The 17,683-nt window shown below is 39.6% G+C and carries 20 protein-coding genes, 1 tRNA gene and 1 riboswitch; of the genes, 2 read left to right on the top strand and 19 right to left on the bottom strand.

Features of this window, described 5'->3' with window-relative positions:
* Window positions 1-140: 140 nt before the first annotated feature.
* Together ACWF5P_RS03140 and ACWF5P_RS03135 are read right to left on the bottom strand one after the other, a co-directional pair.
* Window positions 141-503 carry a GIY-YIG nuclease family protein gene (locus ACWF5P_RS03140; protein WP_101222824.1) on the bottom strand — a complete coding sequence of 121 codons (363 nt, stop codon included), beginning with the start codon at window positions 501-503 and terminating at the stop codon, window positions 141-143.
* Between the two features lie 18 nt (window positions 504-521).
* A complete protein-coding gene (locus ACWF5P_RS03135) occupies window positions 522-1,277 on the bottom strand; it encodes a DUF2087 domain-containing protein (protein ID WP_452444582.1) in 756 nt (251 codons plus the stop codon).
* A 281-nt stretch (window positions 1,278-1,558) separates the two neighbouring features.
* Between ACWF5P_RS03135 and ACWF5P_RS03130 the strand changes: the two genes are divergently transcribed.
* Window positions 1,559-1,819, top strand: coding sequence for a hypothetical protein (locus tag ACWF5P_RS03130; RefSeq protein WP_434167508.1), 261 nt, complete (start codon window positions 1,559-1,561; stop codon window positions 1,817-1,819).
* 247 nt (window positions 1,820-2,066) lie between these two features.
* Here the strand turns inward: ACWF5P_RS03130 and ACWF5P_RS03125 are convergent, their stop codons facing one another.
* The 16 genes from ACWF5P_RS03125 to ACWF5P_RS03050 all read right to left on the bottom strand — a co-directional run bounded on the left by ACWF5P_RS03125 (window position 2,067) and on the right by ACWF5P_RS03050 (window position 15,218).
* Entirely contained in the window at window positions 2,067-2,267 is a 201-nt protein-coding gene (locus ACWF5P_RS03125; RefSeq protein WP_063575539.1) for a hypothetical protein, read from the bottom strand.
* A gap of 191 nt (window positions 2,268-2,458) precedes the next feature.
* A tRNA-Arg gene (locus ACWF5P_RS03120) sits at window positions 2,459-2,532 on the bottom strand.
* 172 nt (window positions 2,533-2,704) lie between these two features.
* Window positions 2,705-3,217: a metallophosphoesterase gene (locus ACWF5P_RS03115; RefSeq protein WP_260358268.1), complete on the bottom strand. Its 513-nt coding sequence runs from the start codon at window positions 3,215-3,217 to the stop codon at window positions 2,705-2,707.
* A 2-nt stretch (window positions 3,218-3,219) separates the two neighbouring features.
* Window positions 3,220-3,831, bottom strand: a complete 612-nt coding sequence (locus ACWF5P_RS03110) for an XTP/dITP diphosphatase (protein WP_101222828.1) — start codon at window positions 3,829-3,831, stop codon at window positions 3,220-3,222.
* Window positions 3,832-4,045: 214 nt separating this feature from the next.
* On the bottom strand, window positions 4,046-5,167 hold the full coding sequence (locus ACWF5P_RS03105; RefSeq protein WP_434167510.1) for a Ger(x)C family spore germination protein: 1,122 nt from the start codon (window positions 5,165-5,167) through the stop codon (window positions 4,046-4,048).
* Window positions 5,164-6,639 (bottom strand): spore germination protein, encoded by a 1,476-nt coding sequence (locus ACWF5P_RS03100; protein ID WP_452444581.1) that lies wholly within the window; start codon window positions 6,637-6,639, stop codon window positions 5,164-5,166. The genes ACWF5P_RS03105 and ACWF5P_RS03100 overlap by 4 nt, the downstream gene beginning before the upstream one ends.
* Window positions 6,636-7,718 (bottom strand): endospore germination permease, encoded by a 1,083-nt coding sequence (locus ACWF5P_RS03095; RefSeq protein WP_434167512.1) that lies wholly within the window; start codon window positions 7,716-7,718, stop codon window positions 6,636-6,638. The genes ACWF5P_RS03100 and ACWF5P_RS03095 overlap by 4 nt, the downstream gene beginning before the upstream one ends.
* A gap of 225 nt (window positions 7,719-7,943) precedes the next feature.
* Complete coding sequence (locus tag ACWF5P_RS03090; protein ID WP_452444580.1) at window positions 7,944-9,023, bottom strand: GerMN domain-containing protein; 1,080 nt, start codon at window positions 9,021-9,023, stop codon at window positions 7,944-7,946.
* Window positions 9,024-9,085: 62 nt separating this feature from the next.
* Window positions 9,086-9,328, bottom strand: a complete 243-nt coding sequence (locus ACWF5P_RS03085) for a dihydrofolate reductase family protein (protein WP_434167513.1) — start codon at window positions 9,326-9,328, stop codon at window positions 9,086-9,088.
* A 148-nt stretch (window positions 9,329-9,476) separates the two neighbouring features.
* Entirely contained in the window at window positions 9,477-10,280 is an 804-nt protein-coding gene (racE, locus tag ACWF5P_RS03080; protein WP_101222834.1) for a glutamate racemase, read from the bottom strand.
* A 10-nt stretch (window positions 10,281-10,290) separates the two neighbouring features.
* Window positions 10,291-10,734, bottom strand: coding sequence for a MarR family winged helix-turn-helix transcriptional regulator (locus ACWF5P_RS03075; RefSeq protein WP_101222835.1), 444 nt, complete (start codon window positions 10,732-10,734; stop codon window positions 10,291-10,293).
* Between the two features lie 221 nt (window positions 10,735-10,955).
* Window positions 10,956-11,180: a helix-turn-helix domain-containing protein gene (locus ACWF5P_RS03070; RefSeq protein WP_028392149.1), complete on the bottom strand. Its 225-nt coding sequence runs from the start codon at window positions 11,178-11,180 to the stop codon at window positions 10,956-10,958.
* 122 nt (window positions 11,181-11,302) lie between these two features.
* Window positions 11,303-11,767, bottom strand: a complete 465-nt coding sequence (locus ACWF5P_RS03065) for an acyl-CoA thioesterase (RefSeq protein ID WP_101222836.1) — start codon at window positions 11,765-11,767, stop codon at window positions 11,303-11,305.
* A gap of 229 nt (window positions 11,768-11,996) precedes the next feature.
* The gene (sdhB, locus tag ACWF5P_RS03060; protein WP_048689018.1) at window positions 11,997-12,770 is read right to left on the bottom strand and encodes a succinate dehydrogenase iron-sulfur subunit; all 774 of its coding nucleotides are present in this window, start codon (window positions 12,768-12,770) and stop codon (window positions 11,997-11,999) included.
* Between the two features lie 17 nt (window positions 12,771-12,787).
* Window positions 12,788-14,539 (bottom strand): succinate dehydrogenase flavoprotein subunit, encoded by a 1,752-nt coding sequence (gene sdhA, locus ACWF5P_RS03055; RefSeq protein ID WP_095390769.1) that lies wholly within the window; start codon window positions 14,537-14,539, stop codon window positions 12,788-12,790.
* Window positions 14,540-14,609: 70 nt separating this feature from the next.
* Entirely contained in the window at window positions 14,610-15,218 is a 609-nt protein-coding gene (locus ACWF5P_RS03050) for a succinate dehydrogenase cytochrome b558 subunit (RefSeq protein WP_034308986.1), read from the bottom strand.
* A gap of 384 nt (window positions 15,219-15,602) precedes the next feature.
* On the opposite strand from ACWF5P_RS03050, the gene ACWF5P_RS03045 reads away from it, so the two are divergent.
* Entirely contained in the window at window positions 15,603-16,073 is a 471-nt protein-coding gene (locus ACWF5P_RS03045) for a YslB family protein (RefSeq protein WP_101222837.1), read from the top strand.
* A 63-nt stretch (window positions 16,074-16,136) separates the two neighbouring features.
* Here ACWF5P_RS03045 and ACWF5P_RS03040 read toward each other — a convergent pair whose 3' ends face one another.
* Complete coding sequence (locus tag ACWF5P_RS03040; protein WP_434167514.1) at window positions 16,137-17,369, bottom strand: aspartate kinase; 1,233 nt, start codon at window positions 17,367-17,369, stop codon at window positions 16,137-16,139.
* Window positions 17,370-17,459: 90 nt separating this feature from the next.
* A riboswitch (Lysine riboswitch) is annotated at window positions 17,460-17,636 on the bottom strand.
* Between the last annotated feature and the right edge of the window lie 47 nt (window positions 17,637-17,683).

Genomic DNA, 17,683 nt, shown 5'->3' with positions numbered 1-17,683 from the left:
GTCTCCACTGGTTTCCCCCTATTTCATAAACAGGACCCTCATTATTAGCTTAAACCATTTAAAAACTTACAACAAGTGAGATCCTCTGATTTTTTTCCCACAAAAAAAGAGCCACAAATGACTCCCTGTTTTAAGGCCACTTACAAGTCAGTGGATTTCATTCTATTGTATCCCCGTTCTTCGTATGGCTGTATTTTTTCCATCCACATTTCTTCAAGTTTTTTCAATTCCCGTTTAACATCAAAAAATCCTGTTTCTTTCGGCTTCAATACTTCCAGCACCTCAAAAGAAAAAGCATCTTTCCCATATTGGTTCCACTCACCTTGCAGCACTTTATTGGTGTTTGTTCCGACTTCCAATTCAAATTGTTTCCCCTTCAACGTCTTTAAATTCCTCGTGCTTCCGATAAAAACTTTATTATTTACCGTATTTCTGATTTGGTATACACCTGCTTCAACTTTCGTTTCTTTATATAATTGCTTCAATTCTTTTTTACGATCCATCTTTCTTGCCTCCAGTCATCATTTCTTCAGCCAATATTGGCTCCCATCAGGCTTTCTATCCAAAAATCCATATTCTATTAAATACCTTCTCAAAAGAACGTAATCATGATAAACGGTACCCAAAATTTGATTGATTTCTTTTTCTTCGTATTTCCGCTCATTTTCAAATCGGTTCATAATTTCTTGAAGAATGATCAGCCTTTGTTTTTCCTTTGGCGGGAAAGACTTTAATGCATCCTGACTGCCTTTAGGGAAGTATTTTTTCAGTACAGCCACCTTTTCATCCTCGGTAACGTTATAACGATCATCAACCATCGTCGCTTTTTGATGAAGCGGGATAAATGCCGGCGCATGTTCATCTTTATCTTTCAAAAGTTCCATCAGGGCTAAAAACAACTTAGCCTGACGCTCTTTCTCTTTCAACACAAAACGATGGTTCCGAATGGTGGACGGACTGCCTATCCCCATTTCCTCCTGAACCTCAGCATCATTCTTCCCTTGGTAAAATAGGCGAAGAAGGCGGTTTTGATGGTCCGTGAGACCTGTAAGTTTTTTATCGAGATCGATCAAGTATTCAAAAACGGAGTTGTGTGCATGTTCAATATGAATCCGCATATACCTCTTTGCTTCATAAAGAACCCCATCTTTCGGGTATACCACCCCCTTTTCAACTGCATTTCCGCACAGCAAACAAACATATTGGTTCTCACCTTCTATATACCCTTGTTTAAGCTCATCCTGAGATGCGCTCCAAAACATTTCAGCGTCCTTCATAAAACAAACACTTCCCTATAAAGTTTATAATATAATAAACATAATATTAATTCGTTTGCATTATGTCAATGTTTTTTCTAATTTAACTCCAGCAAAGTATCCAAAGATGTACTCGGTGGCCAGAGGGCTTCATAACATACAATACAGCTGACAGGCGCTACACCATCCATTAAACGAAACGATCCCCCTGACACTATGCCTTATAGCACATTGAATAATAAGCTTAATTTCCCCAATAATATGCTATATAAGCGTGAATAAGCTTTAGAGGAGGATATATATTGAAAGATGAAAACAATGCAATTGTTCCATCAATCCATAACACCGATTTACACAAGGCAATACAACATTTATCTGAACAATTCAAGGTATCACTGCCAGAATTACGCGATTCGATTGAATTACTTATACAAAACCAATCAAGTGGGATGCAGCTTAGTTTAGGAGATGATAAAAGTTCACCCGTCGAAGAATTGAATACGGCAATAATCAAAAACCGTGAAATCATTAAAAAAAATCTCCAAACATTAAATAGAATTTGATATAGAAAAAAGGCATCCGATTATGGATGCCTGAATTTGTAGACAAACTCGATAATAATTGGTTTTTGTAAATCGAACGTTGATTTCCACTCGAGGCACGCGCTTTCCCCGCAGGAGTCTCGCACACCGGCTCCAATCAACTTTGCTTTAAAATTTAGATACAAACTCAGGCATCCAATCATGGATGCCTGAGTTTGTGGAACATATGAAATTCCTAATATTAGTCCTTCGTTGAGCTCTTTAAGTATTAGCTAGGCACAAACTTAAGTATTCCTTCCAGATAAACACCTTGCTCTTTTCGTTTGCATTCCCTCAACTTGATTCTTCCTTCTTTTTCTAACTCCTTGGCTAATTGGACCACTTCTGTTCCATCTTCGGTTATTTCGACTGAGAAGAAATTGCCCCGAGTGGAAGTTTGAATGAACTTGAATAATCTATCTTTATTCATTTAAACATCTCCTTATTTATAACAAGTTCGACATAAAAGGTCATCCACCTGCGATAAATATGAAATAAAAAACTTCTTGTCGTCATACGAACTTTAACAGTTAAAAGGATAGCAAATTTAAATTACCCTCATTGTCTTAAGCCAAAAGTAAAAAAGCCAAAACCTTTGAAGGTTTTGGCTTTTTTTAGTAGTGTCCCAGGAGAGATTCGAACTCCCGACCGACGCCTTAGAAGGGCGTTGCTCTATCCAGCTGAGCTACTGAGACGTTTATGATATAAGTTGCGGTAAAACTTATGTATTACCTTAACTGTTCCCTTAGGACACTTCTTATTATAGTAGGATATCAAAAGAAAGTCAACGCTTTTTCAAAAAAAGTTTTTTCTTTTTTAAATAACCAGGAAGCGGGGAAAAACGCTTCCTGTTCATTATACATGAAGTCATTCCATTTGATAAGCATTTCTTAGTTCTTCAACGATTTTTCCTTCAAGGTCATAATAGATGATTTCAAGTTGGTCATTTCCGATTTCCAAAATGGCATAGGTTTTTTCTTTTCGTCCACGCGGCTGACGAATGCTTCCCGGGTTGATGAAGAGCTTGCCGTCAATCAATTCAGAGCCTGCAGCGTGGGAATGACCAAAGCAAACAATATCCGCCCCTGTCTCTTCACTTTTATAAGATAGGTTCATCAAGGTCATATTTATGTTATAGAGGTGTCCATGTGTAAGGAAGAAACGCTTGCCTGCGATGTTCTCCACAATGTCATTCGGATATGCCGAATCATAGTCACAATTCCCGCGTACGGCTAAGAACCCCGACATGTGAGGGTCATTTCTTTCCAACTCTGAATCACCGCAATGGATCATGGCTGCAACCTCTTGTTTATGACGGTCGGTAATCATGCTGATTTCATGAGTTAAGCCATGACTGTCACTCATTATTAGCACTTTCATCGTCACATTCCTTCTTCCCTTTTTAGAAATAGATCAAGTTTTTCATCTAGGGCCCTCAATGCATTGGCACGGTGGCTGATTTTGTTTTTTTCCTCTTTTGTCAATTCTGCGTTTGTTTTACCCTGTTCCTCAACAAAAAAGATGGGATCATAACCAAATCCATTCGCTCCTGAAGGCCGTTCTGTAATCAAGCCTTCCATCGTTCCCGATACCGTAATCGTTTCCTGGTTGGGTGACGCTAGTGCCAATGCGCAATAAAACCTCGCCGTTCTATCCTCTTTTGGCACGCCTTCCAGTTCCCGGAGGACTTTTTCCGTGTTCGCTTCATCACTCTTGGACTCTCCAGCATAGCGCGCAGAATATACGCCTGGACGGCCCTCCAATGCATCTACAATCAATCCGGAATCATCAGCAATGACAAAACGGCCTAGCTGATGGGCAATGGCCTCTGCCTTCAGGATCGCATTTTCTTCAAATGTCGTCCCTGTTTCCTCAACATCCGGAGCATCCGGTACATCAAGAAGTGTTTTGACTTCATATCCTTTAGCAGAGAATAAGCTTTCGAACTCCTTTGCTTTCCCTTTATTTTTCGTTGCAATTATTACTGTCTTCATTTTTCATTTCACCCTTTTTCATTTTATCGGCATGTGAGCTCTTTTCGGGCTAAGAAAGAATTTGCTGTACTCATTATATGTTAAGCCGCTTATTCTCCAGTGCCAAACGGACGAATTCAGCGCTGCCTTTCATGATCAATAAAGGCTGCTGAATTTTCCAGATAAGTTAAGTCTAACACAACTCCCTCATCTGCAATAACCTGAAACTTATAAACTAACGTTTGTAATTTTCACTATGTTCAATATGGATATTAACTTTTATGTTATTTATTGAAGTCTTATCAAAGGAATTAATAATTCTGTTATCCCACTTATTGACATGGTATCTGTATGCCTTTTCACTTATGTTAAATAGGTCTGTATTGATTTTCTCCCCCGTCTTCAATGTCTTCAAAATATCATGCTTAACTTTTGTTTCTACCTTTTTTTCGATTTTTTCCATATCCAAGTTATCTATATTTTGTTTCAATATTCCATTTGCTCTAACCTCTAAGTCATATAAGGGTTTCTTTTGTTGTTCCAATACTATGATGTTTGTTTTAGGGTCCATGATTTCAACACTTACCTTTTGTTTGTTCAGGGAAAAAAACATTACTGTCGCCTTGTTTTCAACCCATTTTAAACCTATCAAATCTTGTTTACTTACGTACCCTTTATATTGTTGTTTTGATAAAACATAGCCGCCATTCAATGTTGGTATCTTCTTTTCTTTCCCGCCCTCTGAGTAATGATGCTCATTTATGACCAAAGAGGGAATTAAAATGGAACCAACCGGTTGATAAAACTTCGAAACCAGTTCACTGAATTTTAACGGGGAAATGAAATAGTTCTCGTTAATAACGGTCTCTGGCCTTTGAATGATCGTGAATAAGTTAGGAAGATTAAAGAAACTATCACTGTCAAACACCTTTTTAATATCCTTGTTCGTAACGAACAGCCATGAATTGTATCGCAATAAGGGCTCTTTTCCTACATATTCAATGAAATCCTTCATTTTATTCTTGATTACATTCTCACTTAAAATGAAGGAGTTAATATGCCCGATATAAAGCGGTAATGCGGCATGTTGTTCTAATTCGGTAAATGCTTCCTCGATACTTTCCCCTTTACCTTCCCCAATGACAACAGTAGATCTTTCTTGTAATGCAGTGGCCCCCTCTTGTTTTGCTATATCCGCAAAATTCAACGCTTGAAAGTATAAGATGAATTCACCCTCTTTATAATCGATCCCTAGAGCGGATCCATATGTTTGAGCTTGAATTTCCTTCATTCCCCAGCATCCTGTCGTCAATAAAAGTTGACAGCCAATAACCATGACTGCAATTAGCTTTCTCATTTGTTCGACTCCTTTTGCGGTTCATTATCACTGGACTGTATAGCTTGATTCCGCTGCCTTAACATCCCATACGGAAGCTTGAATAAGACTTTTAACATATCCGATTTATTTGGTTTGGAAAATGGATTCACAAAAGGCTGTCCGAAACTTTCCAAGGAAACCACAACAATCAAGATAAGGAATATTCCCATGAAGAATCCAAACAAGCCTAAAAACGCTGAACAAGCAAATATGAATAACCTTATAAGAACGATATTTCCAGCAATATTCTGATTGATTAAGGTATAGCTTGAGAGAACTGTAACAGCTATTACTACTAACATGGAGGGTGAAGTCAGCCCTGCCCGAATCGCTGCATCACCTATAATCAATCCACCCAACACAGAAACCGTCGGACCTACAGCTTTTGGCAGGCGAAGACCAGCTTCTTTAAATAGTTCAAACAATATGATCATCATGAATGCCTCTAAAGAAGCAGGTATCGGTAATCCTTGTCTCGTGATTGAAATCGTCGCAAGAAGCGAAAAGGGAATTTGGTCGAATTGATAGGAAACTAACGCTATAAAAAAACCCGGTAACGCAACCGTTACAAATAAGGCGACTACACGAATGATGCGCATAAAACTAATGTAAAAAAAGCTTGCATGTGCGTCATCAGCAGAATAAAGTAACTGATTAATACTGGTCGGTCCGATCAAGCATGTGGGATTCCCGTCCACCAGGATGGCAAAGCGTCCTTGATTCAAGGATTCAACAACATAGTCCGGTCGACCGATATAATCCATTAAAGGGAAGATGGAAAGTTGAGTATCATATAGGAGTTCTTCAACTTGGTAACTGCTGACTATGATATCAACATTTAATGAATCCAATCGTTTTTTAATATCCAAAAGAATCGAAGGATTAATAATGTCATCTATATAAAGTAGCAATATTTTGGTTTTACTTCTTTTCCCGATTGTATATTCTATGCATTTAAGTGTTGACGTTTTTAACCTTTGGCGAATTAAAGACATGTTATCCGAAATATTCTCAATAAATCCATCTCTAGGTCCGCGAATGGAAGATTCTATATTGGACTCTTCCGGACTACGCTTAGGGGAATTAGCTAATGGGGTATAATAAATTTCATTAGAAGATTCATTAATAATGATTAAGTCTCCTGAAAATAGAATGCTTTCTACTTCCTCTTTTAAATCGGCGTCTTTTTTTAGCGTACTGATCTCCATAATATTGCTTAATTGATCAATTGTTAATTCCCCATTTTCTTGAACCGCTTTTGATATTGTAGGCAGTATCACTTCATTGATAAATTGCATATCGACTAAGTTTGGCGCATATAAAAACCCCAACAAATAACGACCTTCAGGATCAAATGTTTTTTTTCTTAAAAAAACATCAGAGGAATGTTCGAACCATTTTTGGATTTGGTCAATGCAAGAAGGAGTTCCATTCAATTTTCCCTTCCTCATAATGTTTCACCTTTTCCTTTTCCCTTTTTTATAATAAGGAATAACAGTATAATTGCAGCACCCAAGAGAAACAGACTACTGATCGGAAAGAAATATTTGTATATAAAATAAAAAAATGAAGTGGCATCCCAATGGATTAGCGTTCCAATAACAATTAATGAATATAGTGAGAGCAGTATCCACTTCTGATGTTTTGAATTTGAGATTAATTTATATCCTATAAATAAACATAAACTTATTCGAATCATGGCACCTGAAAGCCATTGGAAAATGGACAGGAAATCGAGTCGAGTAATATAATAGCCAAACCTTAACAGCTTCCACTGTTCATAAGCTGGATTCCTCATTTTCACTGCTTCCACAGAACCAAATTCTGCAATCGCCCCCATCAGGGGTCCTAACGTAAGCATGATTAAAATTACACTAACTAATAAAAGCCACTTGGCTTTTAGCTTATCTTTCAGGTAAGGAGTCAAAAATAAAAAAACGATAATTTCTAAATATCCTGCACTCGTATACAAAATACCATTTAGAGTATTGCGATACCCGCTTTCAAATATCGGGAACAATAATTCGTAATTCTTATTACTCGTATTCCCCAGCCCCACAAATATCCCAAAAAAAGTGACGAACGGAAGAAACAGGAGAGCCAAAGTACTTATGGTGCGTATTCCTTTATAAGTTGCAAAAATACAAATAAAAGTGAATAGGCTAACGACTACGATGTTCGGTATGTCATGAGTATAATTAGCTTTTGCCCAAATCACTGTAAACTTGACGGTAATGAAGGCGTTAAATATAAAGTACAACCCAAATGCTATTGTGAAAATATATGTAACAAAAGGTGTAGACCATTTTTTTAGAAAAGCGATTATATCTTCTTTATCTAGTTTTTTATAAATATAAAAAATAAATAGGGTCCAAACGATACATGGAACAACACTTATTATGACACTTATCCATGCGTCGCGTTGAGATGCGGTCAATATATTGGGAAGGAGTAGGACATGTACCATGAATCCTGTATTCATGATGATTAAAACATAGATGTGTAAAGCCTGAATGATCTTTTGATCCATAATATCCCCCCATTAATTACACGATTAAAAGTAATTTCCCCTTTTAAAAATTTATTTATGTAAAAACTTTCTCTTGATACTAGAAATGCTTGGCGGCGGTATTAGCATTCAACTAAAAACAATGTATACAACAGGTGCAATAACAGCGTGGTAATTCAATTGTGGAATAAAAAATAGAGGCAGCTGCAGGCTGCCTCATTGTGATTTCCAGATATAAATTGCTCTTTAAAAACTACCTGTGTTGACTTTCTCTGGACGGACCACTGGTTCGGATAATTTCTTGCCTTCTTCATTAAGAACATCTGCGCTGCCCTGCACTTGCACTTCAACGCTTTCAATTCCTTTCTGTTCCGTTAAGGAAAGGACCAAGGCATCAAGGACTTCTTGTGATACCTTTTTCTCTTTAAAGCTTCCAAGGATATTTTCATTAAAATTGAGGCTGACCTTACCTTCTGCGATTTTAGGCTCGTCAAGTAAAGCTACATCACTCATGAACCCTGTTTGCAGGCTTGAACCTGAAGGACTCTTCGTTAATTCCTGAATGACCGCTGTTACATTATCAGACACCGTTTCGCTGATCCTGCGTGTCACCGGAACATAATAGGTGTACTCCTCGTCACCGCCTACATAATAAACGGTCAGTGATTTGGTATTGGAAATGTCGACTACGTCACTCGTATCGATATTGATTCCTGACGACCTTGAGACATTCTCATCTATCGGTGTGCCATTGACAGGCATTTCGGATATATCTTCCCCATTAATTCTCATTTGGATTTTCTCGACCGAGTCGAATTGTGTCAGTGTCCATGTAATGGCTTGGAGGATTTTAAGTTCATCCTCTTTCTGATAATTTTTGAACTCCGGCGAAAAGTCCGCCACAGCCACTCCGTCTTTAATGTTCACGCTTATTTGGGTATCGGCAGGAATGACGGCCCTGAATCCATTCGGAAGTTTATCCGTGACAGGTCCGTTAGTGACAAGGTAATCAAGGGCCTGTTTGGCGACAGCTTCCGATTTAGGAAGTTCCAATGTTTGTGGAACCACATACCCGCTTTTATCAATTAAATATAACTCCGTCTTCACTGTTTTCGTTTCAACAGCGCCCTCTTCTCCATCAGTCGCGGGCTTTTCCTCACCATTCATTTCTGTTTCTTTTAATGAAGATTCATCCTCGACTAATGAAACATCCTTTGGCGGATCTATTTCCTTTTTCTCTTCACCGCCAAATAATCCGCAGCCTGAAAGCCAAAAAGAAGATGCCAGAATGGTCACAGCCATTGTTACTTTTGATTTATTGGACATAAAATCACTCCTAGGACAGTTTGTACTCCTATTTATACGAGCCCTAGGGGAAAATAGACCAATTATTTTTCTCTTTGATAATGGGGCTGGGCAATTTGCCCGTTTGTCAGCTTCACTGGGATTTCGGGACTACCTGAATGGAACAATCGAATCCGATTCCCCAATATAACCGGAATGATGGACAGAATCATTTCATCCACCTGCGTTTCCCTTATGAAATCTCTCACTAATTCTGCACTGCCGACAAGCCAGATCCTTGAACCTTCTTTCTTTTTTCCGATGAAATCACCTACATCTTCGTCCATAACCCTTTCGCACTTCTTGAAAGCAGGCTTTATGTTGATAGGGAAATTCTTGTTCCAAAATATGAATCTGTCATATGTCTCATAATCACCGTATCGATACTAACACCGTCTGTTCAAGACAAGAAAAAAAGACTTCCAAATGGAAGTCTTATAAGTGATCGATTTTAATTGTTTCAATGGTATTGACATGAATACCGAGCCAGCTCGACGCGATGGAACCAAACATATCTCTGGAACCGGTTGTATAAAAGCGATGAACTGGGCGGAGCTTGCTTTTATTGATTAATTTATAGTAATCCAAAATGACACTTGCCTCACGGGCGGTTTCTTCCCCAGAGGAAATGACTTGTACTTCATCCCCCATATAGGAAGAGATTACAGGCCCCAGCAGTGGATAATGGGTACATCCAAGGATCAATGTATCGATCTTCGTTTTCTTCAACGGGTTCAAGGTTTGTGCCACGACCCTATTGACGATACCCCCTTCAAACTCCCCGCTTTCTACGATTGGGACAAATTTCGGGCATGCTAAACTATCTACTTTCACATCGGAATTGATGGAGGCAAGCGCGTCGTCATATGCTTTGCTTTTCACCGTGCCTTCCGTACCAATCACGCCAATATGCAAGGAATCAGAAACTTTCAATGCCGCCCTTGCCCCTGGATGGATGACACCCAACACCGGAATCGGAAGTGTTGCCCTGATTTCATCCAGTACAGCTGCAGTCGCTGTATTGCAGGCGATGATCAGCATTTTTATTTCCTTCTTCATCAAAAACCTCGTCATTTGCCATGTAAAGGTTTGGACATCTTTTTTGGTCCTCGGCCCATAAGGGCATCTTGCTGTATCACCTAAGTAAATTATATTTTCATTTGGAAGCTGACGCATGACTTCTTTAGCTACTGTCAAACCGCCTACCCCTGAATCAATGATGCCTATCGGTTGTTTCAAAAAACTCGCCTCATTTTTCTTTCATTTCTTGATGTAGTTTTACTAGAATCCCTTTGAGGGACATGATGTCAGATTCGTTAAAATTGACTAACACGCCACTCAAGTACTGCTGCCGCTTATTAATCACTTCTTCGATTATCCGTTCACCTTCTTCAAGAAGGTGAATTCGAACCACACGCCGGTCCTTTTCATCCCTGACACGCTGGACAAGCTGATGTTTCTCCATGCGGTCAATCAGATCCGTCGTTGTGCTGAAGGCGAGAAACATCTTCGTGGACAATTCGCCAATCGTCATGTCACCTGATTCAAAAAGCCATTGCAAAGCCACGAATTGAGGAATGGTAATTTTATAATCATGGAGAATTTCTCTTCCCCTTTGTTTAAGCCATGACGATACATAGCGCAATTCCCTCTCGATATCGGCTACATATGCCGCCTGCTTCTCTTCATCCATACACACAGCTCCCCACTTCATGAAACTTATCATACTACCATTTTGGATGAAAGTGAAATGATTTTCAAGATTGATTACCTGGAATCATAATGAAACGCTCTCATAAAAATAAGCAGCATCCAAAGAAGTCAAAACAACCAAATTGTTTTGCCCTTCCTTATATGCTGCCAATGAACGGGAGAGAAAATATTTATAAGGCTTACGTATTAAGAGTTAACACATTAAAGCTTAAGTTCTCCCATACGAAGGAGTTCTATGACTGCCTGCGAACGTCCTTTAACTCCAAGCTTCTGCATCGCATTCGAAATATGGTTTCGAACTGTTTTTTCGCTAATAAACAATTCACCTGCGATTTCTTTTGTTGTTTTGTCTTGTACTAGTAACTCAAATACTTCTTTTTCTCTTTTGGTGAGTAGTGGCTTATGAGTGAATTCGTTCTCCTTCAAGTAATGTTACCCTCCTTGCCTTCACCAGCATAAAACCCGGAGTGGGTGTCTATTTAGTCAAGATATAGTATGTCGGCTGAGGCAATGGAGTGACTATTTTACTTGTCTAAATGGAAATATTTTTAGGAATGTTCCAGCACAGTTTGCCACATCGAGTGCTTCATCTCTTCCGTCCAAGGTATCGGCTTTCCGGTGGCCTTGGAGACTTGTACAATCGTCCCCCTGCCCGTTAAACAAATTGATCCATCCTGTTTGGTCCCCATATAATGTATGTCCACTGAAGAATTTCCGATATGGTCAGCTTTCACATGGATTGTCAATCGATCATTGAAAAAAACCTGCTTCAGGTAATCACACTGTAAGTTAGCAACAACCGGCATCTCACCGCATTCAGCAGAGGTCCAATCCGACATGAATCCCATGCTATTGAAATACTCAATCCGTGCTTCCTCAAAATAAGTAAAAGGAATCGTGTTATTCAAGTGCCCAAACATATCAGTTTCTGAAAAGCGGACCTTAATCTCATGTTTAAAGGAAAAATCATTGATCCACTCCGTTATATTATCGATATATGATATTTTGCCCAACTTGTGCACACCCTTTCTGAAATGAATGACTATTCACTCATTTTATAAGAAAAAAGCCATAATGAAAAGTATTTTATATTGGAAGATGTTTAATTTTATCATTCTCACTTCATTAATTTAGTCATTCAGCATTTGCGGGTGCCACAAATCATTTTACACATCAATCCAAGCTATCAATCGATAAAAAAAGAACCCATATCATAAGATATAGGTTCTTTCATGTTCATTTTTAAACTTCATCGCTGCCGAAGAAGTTACGGAATTGTTGGATCGTAGTATCACGGTTCAACGCTGCAATCGAAGTAGTTAATGGAATGCCTTTAGGGCAAGACTGCACACAGTTTTGTGAGTTACCGCAGTTTGCAAGTCCTCCATCACCCATGATTGTATTTAAACGTTCAGCTTTGTTCATTGCACCTGTTGGATGTGCGTTGAACAACCGAACTTGTGATAATGGTTGTGGCCCCATGAAGTCTGAATTGCTGTTTACGTTCGGACAAGCTTCCAAACAAACACCGCAAGTCATACATTTAGATAACTCGTAAGCCCATTGACGTTTCTTTTCTGGCATACGCGGTCCCGGTCCAAGATTGTACGTTCCATCGATTGGAATCCATGCTTTTACCTTTTTCAATGAGTCGAACATACGGCTGCGATCGACTTGCAGGTCACGAACAACAGGGAATGTACGCATTGGAGCTAGACGAACTGGCTGCTCCAATTGATCGATAAGAGCTGTACATGATTGTCTTGGTTTACCATTGATAACCATAGAACAAGCACCACATACCTCTTCAAGACAGTTCATGTCCCATGCGATTGCTGTAGTGTGCTTGCCTTGTACAGTTACCGGATTACGACGAATTTCCATAAGAGCCGAAATTACGTTCATATTCGGGCGGTATGCTAATTCGAATTCCTCATCATAAGGAGCTGAATCCGGTGTATCTTGACGAGTGATTATAAAACGGACTGTTTTAGTCTCAGATTTAGTTTCAACCATTTTTTTGCTCCCCCTCTTTAGTGTTTCGTAGTGTAGTCACGTTTACGCGGTGCGATCAGTGATACATCAATATCTTCATAATGGAATTCAGGTGCTTGATCCAAGCCTTTGAATGTTGCCATAGTAGTTTTCATGAATTCCTCATCATTACGTTCTGGGAAATCAGGTTTGTAATGCGCTCCGCGGCTTTCGTCACGGTTTAACGCACCAATTGTGATTACACGAGCCAATTGCATCATGTTTTGCAGCTGTCTAGTGAATGCAGCTCCTTGGTTACTCCATTTAGCCGTGTCATTGATGTTAATTTTCTTGTAACGTTCCATCAGTTCAAGAATCTTGTTATCCGTTTCTTTCAGCTTGTCATTGTAACGAACTACAGTAACATGCTGTGTCATCCACTCACCAAGTTCTTTGTGAAGGACGTACGCATTTTCGTTACCATCAAGAGACATGACTTCATTCCATTTCTCTTGTTCTTGTTTTTCGTACCCTTCATACAATGAAGAAGGAATGGATTCTGAAGTTTTATCAAGGCCTTCAATATATTTAACGGCGTTCGGTCCAGCGACTGAACCACCATAGATTGCAGAAAGAAGTGAGTTAGCGCCAAGACGGTTACCGCCATGTTGTGAGTAATCACACTCACCTGCAGCGAATAAACCTTTGATGTTAGTCATTTGGTCATAATCCACCCAAAGACCGCCCATTGAATAGTGAACGGCAGGGAAAATTTTCATTGGAACTTTACGAGGATCTTCACCCATGAATTTCTCGTAGATTTCAATGATTCCGCCAAGTTTAATATCAAGTAATTTCGGATCTTTATGTGATAGATCCAGGTAAACCATGTTTTCTCCATTAATGCCAAGCTTCATGTTCATGCAGACGTCGAAGATTTCACGAGTCGCGATATCACGAGGTACTAGATTACCATAAGCAGGGTATTTTTCTTCAAGGAAATACCAAGGTTTTCCGTCTTTATATGTCCAGATACGTCCACCTTCACCACGAGCGGATTCACTCATTAGACGAAGTTTGTCATCTCCAGGGATTGCTGTCGGGTGAATTTGAATGAACTCACCATTTGCATAATTTACACCTTGTTGATAAACGATGGAAGCTGCTGAACCCGTATTGATCATTGAGTTAGTTGATTTACCGAAAATGATTCCAGGGCCGCCGCTCGCCATGATGACTGCGTCTCCAGGGAATGATTTGATTTCCATTGAAGTCAGGTTTTGAGCTACGATACCGCGTGCTGTTTGCTCATCATCGATTACAGCTCCAAGGAATTCCCAGCCTTCATATTTCGTTACAAGGCCTTCAACTTCATAACGGCGAACCTGCTCGTCCAATGCGTAAAGTAATTGCTGACCAGTTGTTGCACCAGCGAATGCTGTACGGCTATGTTGAGTACCACCGAAACGACGGAAATCAAGAAGACCTTCCGGAGTACGGTTGAACATAACACCCATACGGTCAAACATATGGATAATCGATGGTGCTGCTTCGCACATCGCTTTAACCGGCGGTTGGTTAGCCAAGAAATCTCCGCCATAAACTGTATCGTCGAAGTGGATATATGGAGAATCCCCTTCACCTTTTGTATTTACTGCCCCGTTGATTCCGCCTTGGGCACAAACTGAGTGAGAGCGTTTAACAGGCACTAAAGAAAATAAATCAACCTGTTGTCCCAGCTCTGCTGCTTTGATCGTAGCCATTAATCCAGCTAGACCTCCACCAACGATAACTATTTTACCTTTACCCAATTCTGTCACTCCCTTATTTCCATTAGCCAAGCTATGTTTTTCCTAATTCTTATAAATGAACTCTATCTTCTTATACGAAAGCGAAAATTGCGCTGATTCCGATATAAGAAAGAAGAACGAAAACGATCAATGTAAAGTAAGTCATGATTCTTTGCGATCTTGGTGAAACTGTAAGACCCCAGCTAACTGCAAATGACCATAATCCATTAGCAAAGTGGAAGATTGCCGAGATAATACCAACAATATAGAACACAATCATAAATGGACTAGAGAAAATTTCAGCCATCATGTCAAAGTTAACTTCAGCACCCATAGCTGCTTGAATTCTAGTTGCCCATATATGCCAAACAAGGAAAATCAACGTTATGATTCCAGTTAGACGTTGTAGCATGAACATCCAGTTACGGAAGAAACTAAATCTGCCTAAATTGTTTTTTGCTGTAAAGGCAATATAAATTCCGTACACAGCATGGAAAATGAGCGGTAGATAGATGACGACCCATTCTACCAGAATCTTCACGGGCGTATACTCAATTAAATGAACTGCCCCATTAAAAGTCTCTTCTCCTTTTGTTGCCATAAAGTTTACCGATAAATGAAAAATTAGGAATAGACCAATTGGAATTACTCCTAGAAGTGAATGAAGCCTGCGATTCCCAAACTCACGATTTTTTGCCACTAAGTGCCCCCCCTTAATTTGTGAAAAATCATGCAAAGATAAACTGGTGGCTACCTTTTATCTCCGCGTGAAAATACAGTATAGAGTCAAAAAAACTCCTCTATACTTCCTTTACAATTATGTGACATGTCCATTTTACTCCTGACTTCTATATGCGTCAAGAAAACGGATACAAGAAATCTCTTTTTCAGAATAGATTTTATTGGATTAAATTAGCTATTTTTTGTATGTCAAGATGATATTTTGAATAAATTTCTAATTTAACTATTAATATCTCGATATAATTTCTCATTTTTTTCCAATTGTTATTTAAATAAATAAAAAACAGTATAATTTGCAAAAGAAATACGTTTATAATAGATTTACAGAAAGAGGCGATAAATTATGAAAAAAAATATTGCTGCTGCGATAGAAGAAGAGATTCAAACTGAAGAAATTCAAACTGAAGAATTCCTGGTTCCAGCTTTCGGATACGAATTAATCAGAGAAGTTCTATTGAACGATATTCTCGGAAAAGACTCTAATCAAATCCTCTATTGGGCAGGTAAACAATTAGCAAGAAAATTCCCATTGAATGGCGATCAGGAAGTGATTGAATTTTTCCAAAGCGCTGGATGGGGCAATCTGGAAATCTTGAAATATACGAAACACGAGATGGAATTATCCCTGACGGGTGAAATAATCAGCCGCCGCCTGGATTTACACCCTGATTGTCACTTCCAACTTGAAGCCGGTTTCCTTGCCGAGCAGTTTACACTGCAAAAAAAATTCCTCAGCGAATCAACGGAAGAAATTAAACGCCGCGCAAAAAAAGTGATATTCACCATCCAATGGGATCCCAGAGATCCAATCTAATAAGCCCTTAAAACAGACTTACCCTTTTTACCGGAAGTCTGTTTTTTATTGGACTCCTGACACTTAAGCTAGCACATTTGCATGCTGACCTAGTTTAAATGCTTCATGAAGAGATTCAACCGCCTTCACCATTTCCTTTTCATTGACGACAGTCGAAACTTTAATTTCCGATGTGCTGACCATTTTCACCTGGATGCCTGTATTGGCCATCACTTCAAACATCTCGGCAGCCACTCCCGGATTGGATACCATACCAGAACCGACGATGGATACTTTTGCCAATCCGCTCTCCGTTTCGACTCGGTCGAATCCCAATTGTTCTTTATTATTTTCCAGCACGATCAAGGCCGCTTCCGTATCTTCACTTTTTGTGGAAAAAGATAGATTGGTCGTATCCTCGGCAGTCATGCTTTGAATGATGATGTCCACATTAATCCGGTTTTTCGCAAGTGTTGTGAAGATTGTGGATAATGCACCAAGTGATTGGGGCAAACCATATATTGTGACCCTCGTAATACTGTCTTCAAAAGCAATCCCGCGTACAATTAAGTTTTCTTCCATAGTTGCTTCCTCCTCAATGATCGTTCCTGATTCTCTCTCCATGCTTGAACGGACTTCAAGCGGTATTTGATAATTTTTTGCATATTCGACAGCCCTTGGATGAAGGACGCCCGCCCCCAAGTTGGCAAGTTCCAGCATTTCATCATAAGAAATCGATTGGAGTTTTCGTGCGCCTTTTATGTAGCGAGGGTCCGTTGTGAAAACACCCGTTACATCCGTATAAATATCGCATCTATCCGCATTCAGCGCTGCAGCGATGGCAACCGCTGTCGTATCGGAACCGCCTCGCCCTAAGGTAGTGATTTCCCCATTTGCATCGTTCCCCTGGAAACCAGCCACGACCACTATTTTCTTATCCTGAAGCTGAGCTTGGATCCTCGTGGCATCGATGTTTAAAATCCGGGCATTCCCATGAACGGATTCCGTTTGCATGCCAGCCTGCCAGCCAGTATACGAAATGGCTTCATGACCTTCTTCAATCAATGCCATCGTTAACAGGGAAATCGTTACCTGCTCCCCCGTAGTCAATAGCATATCCATTTCCCTCTTGCTCGGGGTTCCGGAAATATCCCGGGCCATGGAAACCAATTGATCCGTGGTTTTCCCCATGGCTGAAACAACGACGACTACCTCATTTCCATTCTGCGCTTCCTCGATTACCCGATTGGCAACATTTTTGATTTTTTCTACGCTTCCGACGGATGTTCCGCCAAATTTTTGAACGATTAATGCCATCCTCATGCACCCTCTCTACCTTTTTAGGCAATAAAAAAAGCAATGAGAAATATCTCATTGCTGTGATCACATATCTAAATACTGTAAACACAGTGAGATAGCTCTCCAGGATATAAACCCTGACAATCCGACATTTATTAAATGTCGGACCAGGAAAACAAGGTATGAGTCTTGTCTTCCTTCGGCGTCATCCCCTTTCAAAACCTTTCATGGAAGCTCATACTTCTCCAGGTTTTTACTCTTGAATTCCGCACCTCTATCAGCACTTTTAAGTTGTCTAGTTAAAAATTCTTTTTAATCATAGCATAGAGATT

The sequence above is a fragment of the Peribacillus sp. NPDC055009 genome (genome assembly GCF_053608705.1).
The sequence above is the reverse complement of the archived record's forward strand: the minus strand, read 5'-3'. Positions and strand labels throughout refer to the sequence as shown.